Below are 3109 nucleotides of genomic sequence, written 5' to 3'. Positions count from 1 at the left end.
ACTACCGGGTGGATTCGGGACTTTAACCCGTTAGAAACGTGCGCCGCTAGGCGCACACGACAAAAAAGCCCTTAACTATGGTTATTAACCACAGCTAAGGGCTTAGTTTATAATATGGAATTTGTTCAGAGCCAAGCTCCGAACTTTAGTCTGCAAGCCACCTGTTAATTGTTCCGTTACCCATAAACCACTGGATAACAAGAATAATGGCACTTGCTATGACTGTTATCAATTTGTTATCAAAAGACTAATCGAAATCGCTGAAACCCGCATAAACACTGGCTTTTTTAAGCAACTCGATTTATTCAAACTCCTTTGCGGACTGCGTTTCATGACACGCAAAGGCTGTTATTAGAGGTTTATATTTCGAACGTGCGTTCTGTTTTTGTGTTTTTCGCACCGCTTATGAAGAAATAAACTCCAAAATAACTCCATTTTACTCTTTATTATTTTGTTGTTCTTCTCTTGCGTAAAGAATGTCCAACGCCTGGAATATTACATTACTCATAGTCTGATAATGTCTCTCTGCATAAGATACTAGCTTTTCTTTTTGCTCTGGTGACATCCTAATTCTCAGACTAGAATCTTTGCCGTCTAATGATGGTTTTCTAGGCATCTTTCTCTCCTCCTTACATTTCATAGTTTAACACGAATTGATACAAGTGTCAATCTCGTTTTGTTAATATCACCCATTTCCCTTTTTGGCTACTTCCCTGCCTCTTCAGATAATTCTTTTCCTTCAATTTGGTTATATAATACTTCACACTAGCAAGATTCCAATCTAACGCATTAGCCATTTCTTTCTGCGTGATTGAAGGTTGCATACGTACAAGATTCAGAATTTCTATTTCTTTCTCACTCAGTACATTTTCATCTTCCACTTGGTCTAATCTCTCTAAATCTTGGTTAGCTTGGTTAGTAGCTTGGTTAGCTTGGTTAGTAGCTTGGTTAGCTTGGTCAGTTATTGGATTGACTCGGAACAACTCTACCCGAAACATATTATCAAATTCCTGAAATCTCGGCTTTGGAAGTCCATACTCTTCTGCAGCATTAAGGATTCTTTTTATTCCGCTTCCCCATGCCTCTACAAGTCCCATCTGACTGAATATATTGGCAATGCCTTTATTCCTGATCTTCGAATGACCATTCATGACTTCCTCATAAGTTAATCCGTTATATAATCCACCCGGAGATGTCACCTCCAATCTGTCATCATAAACTGCGACCTGAATACAGGATTCATCTAATAGGTTACGGTGACAATGGGCATTAATAATCATTTCCCTGATTGCTTCCGGTGGTAACTCATATTTCTCTTTTCGCACCAATCCGTCAATTGTTGCTCCAAGCCGAATATTTCTCAATACAAAATCTACTGCTTCTTCGATTTGTGTATAGATTGGTCCTGTAAATTCTCTCTTATCCAGAAACATTGCACGATCTGTTCCCTTGAATACCGCACATTGTGTTTTGGAGAATGAAAAATAATCCGATGTCAGCAACGCATAGGCATTCGTTGCCAGAAGCTGTCCCTCGCTCTGCTTCAAAATTTTCCAGTTTATCAGCTGCTCTTTCTTTACAGAATGTTCTGACATTCCTGCTTTCTTCCGGAACTTTTCAATATCCTGACAAAGTTTCTCTGTTGCTTCCTCTGAAACAGGATAACCCACACAAGTAAGCTCATCCCATGAGATTCTGGCCCCTTCCATTTCCAGTTCTTTTATCTTCTCCGGAAATGCCTGTCTTGATGTACCTGCTACACGGATATAAGTGCCATTATCTTTTCCCTTTGATTTTAGATAATACGGTCTGTTCTTTCCAGCTTCTACTGATACAACAATGACCGTTTTCCCGTCTACTGTCTGTGGCTCAATATCAGGAATGATCTGTGGCACACAGGAATCAGAAACTGCATTGGCAATTCCATCCATCAGCTGAAACAACACATCATTTTCCACACCAACAATCTGGTGTGTTTTATCATCTACTCCAACAATCAGCTTGCCACCTTGTGTATTGGCAAAAGCTACGATTGTCTTCATGTACTTTTCACTTTTATCAGGTAAGGATACCTTGTACTCAATATTTTTCGATTCCCCGGAAAACATAGTATCTTCTACCATTCTTTCACTCCTACTCTATACTCGCACCACTGGTACGAATAATTCTATTTCCAGAGCAATCTTCTCTGGATCATTAACACTATTATACGTTCTATTCTTCTTTTCTATCAAGCAAGAAAACAAAACAGTTCATTTCTTCTTACCATTTTCTTCTGTTCTTTTTTGATGCCAGATAAAGTCTCGTCATCTCATCCATGAAAATAGTTTTGTCCTCATTGGTCATAGTTCCACTGGCAAATAAAGCAGCTACCTGTTCAAGAATCTGCCTTGCCTGTTTAGCACCAGCATATTCACTTGGCTCATCATTACCCAAGCACACGGTTTCATTATCATTCATAAGATAAGAAACCTGACACTGAAATGCATCTGCCAGTTTTTGATATAAACTACTCTGCTTCGGATATCGTCCTTCAACTTCCCAAGATCGAATTGTTCTATGAGAAACGCCCACCATATCACCCAGCTTTTGTTGAGTCATTTTTTTCTCTTTTCGCAACTTCCTAATTTTATCACCAAATGTTGTCATAAGTATACATCTTTCTCCTATGAGTTTTGTACATGCTTTATTTTTCTAACCACAATAAAAGTATATCATTATGCAAATAAAAAGAGAACCCGACATCACAAGCAAATTTGATGATGCGGGTTCCCTTCCCTCTTTATAGATCAATACCTTTTATTTTTTCATCTTATGATCCGATGGCAATCTCACTTCTTAATGACAACTGTGGCTTCCACATCCATGCTCGCCACATGTATGTCCTTCCCCGTTGTTGTGCTCGTGATGAGAACATTTCACATCCGGATTATACTCAAGTGTTTCATTGATAAAAGCTTCTACTGCTTCATCCGCATCTCCGGAAACTCCTCCGAAAAGCTTGATGCCTGCTGCCGCTAACGCTGTCTGTGCGCCGCCTCCAATTCCGCCACAAATCAAAACGTCTGCATTCAATGCATTAAGAACTCCTGCCAATGCGCCATGTCCA

The 3109-nt window shown here is 39.5% G+C and carries 4 protein-coding genes; all 4 read right to left on the bottom strand.

What is annotated here, in order from left to right:
- Nucleotides 1-436: 436 nt before the first annotated feature.
- Nucleotides 437-616 carry a hypothetical protein gene (locus PGQ33_RS16550; RefSeq protein ID WP_008705291.1) on the bottom strand — a complete coding sequence of 60 codons (180 nt, stop codon included), beginning with the start codon at nucleotides 614-616 and terminating at the stop codon, nucleotides 437-439.
- A gap of 49 nt (nucleotides 617-665) precedes the next feature.
- On the bottom strand, nucleotides 666-2123 hold the full coding sequence (locus tag PGQ33_RS16545) for an AlbA family DNA-binding domain-containing protein (RefSeq protein ID WP_161234127.1): 1458 nt from the start codon (nucleotides 2121-2123) through the stop codon (nucleotides 666-668).
- 139 nt (nucleotides 2124-2262) lie between these two features.
- Nucleotides 2263-2649, bottom strand: coding sequence for a helix-turn-helix domain-containing protein (locus PGQ33_RS16540; RefSeq protein WP_044924454.1), 387 nt, complete (start codon nucleotides 2647-2649; stop codon nucleotides 2263-2265).
- A gap of 189 nt (nucleotides 2650-2838) precedes the next feature.
- Nucleotides 2839-3109: NifB/NifX family molybdenum-iron cluster-binding protein (locus tag PGQ33_RS16535; RefSeq protein WP_270206115.1), on the bottom strand; the 271-nt coding region annotated here is incomplete at its 5' end.

This window comes from Coprococcus sp. AM100_B19A (assembly GCF_027662015.1).
Lineage (GTDB): Bacteria > Bacillota > Clostridia > Lachnospirales > Lachnospiraceae > Allocoprococcus > Allocoprococcus comes.
The sequence above is the reverse complement of the archived record's forward strand: the minus strand, read 5'-3'. Positions and strand labels throughout refer to the sequence as shown.